The 5,147-nt window shown below is 53.7% G+C and carries 1 protein-coding gene; it reads right to left on the bottom strand.

Annotation, left to right across the window (positions count from 1 at the left end):
• The coding region (locus tag CWB99_RS21695) for a PQQ-binding-like beta-propeller repeat protein (protein WP_138686224.1) at positions 1-5,147 on the bottom strand (5,147 nt) is incomplete at both ends.

Raw genomic sequence — 5,147 nt, forward strand, 5'->3', positions numbered from 1 at the left:
CCGATCAAGATCTTTGGTGCTTGTTTTACGGCCCGTCAGGTCGTTGTAGTCGTTGTCTATCAGGGTGGCGCCGCCATCCGCCGACGACGACACGGTATCCAGCAGGCCCAGCGTGGTGTAGGTATAAGTCAGCACCTGGCCGGCAGGGTCGGTGACAGTGTGCTTTTCACCGTGCTGATTGTGCGTCACCACGGTTTTCTGTTTGTCACCCGGAATATCGCCACTGACGGTGGTGGTCGTGGTGCGGTTATCCACGCTCAGCGTGGTGACCAGGTCAGACTGCTCATCTATCACCTGAGTCGCCCTGTCCAGAACATCGTACTGAGTCGATGTGGGTGCCTGGCCTGCCGGGATAACCACAGTGGCGCGACCATGCTTGTCATAATGGCTAACATCACGCAGCCACATCTCCTCAGATGCCTGACGCTCTTCGCTCCCCTTGGATATCAGCCGCTCTTTGCCCAGGGTGCGACCCAGGCGATCAAAGAAACTGCGTGCCACCAGCTCGGTATTAACATAGCTTTCGCTGGCAAAGGCGCAGTATGCGGGCGCCCCTGCCGGGCAGTCTGCCATCAGGGTACGCTGCTGTGCCCCGCTTGGCGAGTAGCTGCCAATTTCACCGCCGAATGCATCATACTCAGTAGACTGCACCACGCCATCGGCATTTTTGGCCTTAGTTACCTGACCAAATTTGTTACGCGACTCCACCAGCAGCGTAGTAAACAGCCCATTGTGTTGCTTGGTTACATAGCGCCCTTCACTGTCGTAAGTCGTAGTGCTGGTTCGGTTGATTTTCTCGCCAACCTCGTTACAGCCAGATTTGCTTTCTACCAGTCTGCCGACAACATTGCCAACGTTATCATGGCTATAGGTGGTTTTCAGATAGGCGTCGCAGGTGCCGTTCGGCTCCACCGTTTCGGTCTCGAGCAGACCGGCCAGCACACCGCTTTGTATGTAGGTGAACGCGCTGCTGCGTGTCACCGTTTTCCCATCGCGCTCATGCGTAACGGTTGCACTTTGCAAACGACCCTGTTGCTGCTCAGCCTCCGAGCCAAAGTTGTTCACTGTGGTCACCGTTGAGATGGTACCAGTGGGCGCTGCGTCCAGTAAAAAGTCTTCCGCCGCGCCGTCGATACTGTACTGGCTGACTTTCAGGTTGGTCACATTGCCATAGCTGTCCTGCGTGGTTTGTGTCTGGCTACAGTTATACCCGGCGATAAAGTAATCGCTGTTAACACGCGCGCTACAGGTGCGGCTGTCCTGATTGTAAATCTGATAAATACGCTTGGGCTCAACCTGTTCAGGAGATACCTGATAGCTATCAACGGCATCGCTCAGGACATGGGCATAACCATTCTCATAGAGGGTTTTGGTGGTGCGTATTGGCATCCCTGTGAGCGGGAAGGCCTGCTCGTACTCAGTCCGGGTCGCTATCTGATGACCGTCTTTTTCGGTCACAGTCGTCAGGGCAGCAAAGCCCAGCCAGCCGCGGCCGCCAAACTGTACCCGCGCACCTTCATATTCATAGGTGACGACCAGTGATGTGTCGCCGGTTTGCGTATCCAGTGTGCTGGTTTCAACCTCACGGACCAACATTGACCCGCCACCCAAATCAGTGACCTTCAGCCCGCTGTCTTGCTGCAATTGTGCGGTTACTGCGCGATCACCCTGGGTATACACGCTGGCATCCGACATCGCACCATAACGAATGGTGGTTTGATTGCCCAGGCCCTGAGTAATGGTACGCAGGCGTCCGGCAGCAGGCTGCCGATAGGTTCTGCCATGGGAAATTAACTTATGGGCATTTTGAACCACCAGCTCAGGTGTCGTATCGCCGTCCAGATCTGCGAAAAACACCGTACTGCTGTATGTCGGTTCCATTTTTAGCCTGTAGGCTACACTGGTCGGTGTGACCAGATCTCGCGTTGCGGGATCGAACTCATAACGGTATAAGCCATATTCCGGCACACCCGTGGTCGCTTTACCCGTCACATACAGTTCAGGGCGGCCATCGCCATCCAGATCAGCCTGCAGTGGTGGCAACTTGGTAATCTTCCTGTCTATGGTGACATTGTTAGGGGCGGTCAGCGTCTTGATCCCACCCCTATCAAACCTAAGCCCCTCACCCAGTGACGGGCGCACCAGAGCAACTTCCCAGTCGTCATCCTTATTTTGATACATCAGATCGACGGTGCCGTCGTTATTTGCATCCAGTGGGCTCAGGTTGCTGTGGACCACACTTTCTGTCGCCCACTTACCCAGTTCAAAGCTGTGTTTACCGGTGTCTTTATCATAACGATTGTAATAAACACGGATCTTATCAAACTTGCCGGTTTCCTTGCATCCGTCTGGCTCACAGATAGATGTGACCAGATCGGCCTTGCCATCAAAATCCATATCCATAAAGTAGAATGGGGAGCCTGCACGAATTGATCTATTGGCACTTTGAGCCAATCCGGTAAAGACATCCTGATTCATCACCAGATAAACCTGAGCGTAAGCATCGGCCGTGGTGTACAATAAATCATCCATACCATCACCATTGGCATCACCAACCCGGATAGCCCCCATTAGGCTACTGCCAGGTAGTGAACGCACCTGCCAGCCTGTGCCATCATAGGTGAAATATCGCCATGCGCCATAAGCGTCACTGCGACGTTCTGCTGTCTGGATCAACAAACCATGAGCCCCATCTCCCTCCTGATCAAATGGCATCATCTTGACGCTATCCAGGCGGGTATTGGTCTCTATCACTTGGCAAGACTGGGTGCCATCACGGTCAATCAGGCATAAGTCATGCTGGTTTGGATGTTCCTGCTGGATCAGTGTGGCCAGTTCCGGCTCGCCATTGCCATCGGAATCCAGCACTGTGGTGGCAACAATTTTCTGATTTGTGGTGGCATGTATCAGAGTCTGGGCGGCATGCATATCCGGATAGGTTTTGGTGTCCTCATACTCAAACCTGATGGGCTGTTTGCACAGGGCATAGCCGCTCGACACCGGCCGGTCACACTGGCTGACCCGCTTTAGCTGACGCACCCCGTTGGCGCCGTTTTCAAACGCCAGATCATAGTATTGCAGCGGCGTTGCGTCTTTAGAGACCTGAATCCCTGTCAACTGAGCCTGTGCCTGCATTGGCAATGAATCCACCTCAAGACTGTACGCCAGGTTACGGACCGGGCCAGCCTGATAGTCAAAGGTTACAGTGTATTCGCTGTAAGATATCGTCGATAACACGGTTTCCAGTGGGCCCAACGCATTATCCTTCTTACCGTCATCACCACCGTGGCGATAATGATATTTAATGACATTTTCAGCGAGCTGTGAGGCAGTGCTGTTCGCTGCCACACTGTCCATGCTCTGGCGCAGTAACCAGCTGGCTGGGTATTGCTCATCACCGGCTAAACTGTTTTTTGTGCCGCCATAAATGCGCTTGCTACCATCTTTGCCGTACACCACAAACTGCACTTTATAGGCTTCTTCACCGGCTTCCACCACAATGCGCTGCTGAGAGTCAATTTCTGTGCGATATTCGGCCCCCGCCTTACCATGCGAGGTACCTTCGACCAGTATCAGTCGCTGGCCATCCAGGCAGTAACGATCTTCATTGTCGAGGCCAATAGAGATAGGTTTAAATGCCCCGTCCTGCGCCAATGTCTGACGACAGCGGGTGATGGCAGAGCCTGCCGATAACTGCCAGCCCTGTGCCACCAGAGACTCAGGTTGCTGGCTGTTATAGCTAAGACTAACCTCAGGGGTGACACCTGCAATCCCCTGTGGCACAGCAATAGGAATGCTATAAGTGGCCGCACCCTGCTCATTGACCCGGAAGCTCCCTGTTGTAAAGCTGTATTTGTGGTGAGTCTCCAGTGCACTTTGGCTCACAGGTTTAAAAGTTTTAAGCTTCACTGGTGCTGCATGGGGTGTTATCTGGCCTTCGGCCAGACTATCCAGCACAGTGACACTTTGCTGCGCCGAGCCGGTAGAGCAGTACTCAGTCGTAATATGAGGTGTCGAGGGGTTCAGCGCCACATCAATACAGGCCTGAGCATAGAAGCTGTGTCTGCCATTGGGATAGATCAGTACCCCTTCGGCCTTGCGGTTGGCGGCCGGATAGGTCGTAGGGAGCGTATTACTTGCCACGTCCACCAGTTTAAATCTTGCCAGATCACGGGAGTAGCTAAATCCAGCCTTAATACGGCCTTCGCCCGTCAGCGTCAGAGTGAGATCCGGTGCATCTAACAGCCCGTCACGGGGGTCAAGTTTGTTGGTGCCCAGCGCAGTTTCTGCCACATCACTGATGTTGTCGCCGTCGGAGTCGACCTGCTCGTTACAGACCGCCTGAAGATGGCACTCGCCGTAATAATAATACAGTGTGCTGGCCACAGCGGGGTTGTATGTTGTCGTAAACCCGGATGACCACTGTACGTCAAGCAGGAACTGTGCACGGGTCAGATCGGTATTCAGACGATTAATCCAGTGTGCCCTGTCATAACCTGCCAGACCATTGGCTGGCACATGGTACATGAGCTCAACTAGGCGATCGTAAAACTGCTGGGCACTCAGAGACAAGGCAAACCGGCGTCTGCCTTCCTCAGAGGTCAGCATGGCATTTGCCACTTCAAACAGAGTGACATTATGATGCTCTACCGCATAGGTCAGGAAGGATAATTCATAGCGGGTCAGATCCCGTCCCAGCACCAGATACCCCAGGCGCAGCAGATGGTAGGCCGAGCTGAAATCATTGTCCGGCGTCCAGCCAGAAGGAAAATCGCGATTCAGGGCACTGAGCAGTGATGAACTGTTCATATCACCCCATTGCAGAGGTTGCAGGCCGGCTGCGTCTCGCTCCAGCTTGTGTACCTGTCCATCCTTAGTGACTGCCCAGATCTGATTACCAACCACAAAGGGTTTCTGGCTTACCGTGGCACCTAACTTATACAAATACTCTATGGCACCGGTTTTGGCATTCAGCACATACAGTGCGCCATCGGCCGAGCCATAAAATAACTGCGCACTGAGCTGATCATCGCCAACCACCAGGCCTTCGGCCTCAATCGGCCCACGAGTTGGGGTTTTCCACAATCGGGAGCCAATCTGGCTCCAGGCATAAATATGGTGATCCTGCGAGCCTGCAAAAATCACAT

Source organism: Pseudoalteromonas rubra, assembly GCF_005887095.1.
Classification (GTDB): Bacteria; Pseudomonadota; Gammaproteobacteria; order Enterobacterales; family Alteromonadaceae; genus Pseudoalteromonas; species Pseudoalteromonas rubra_E.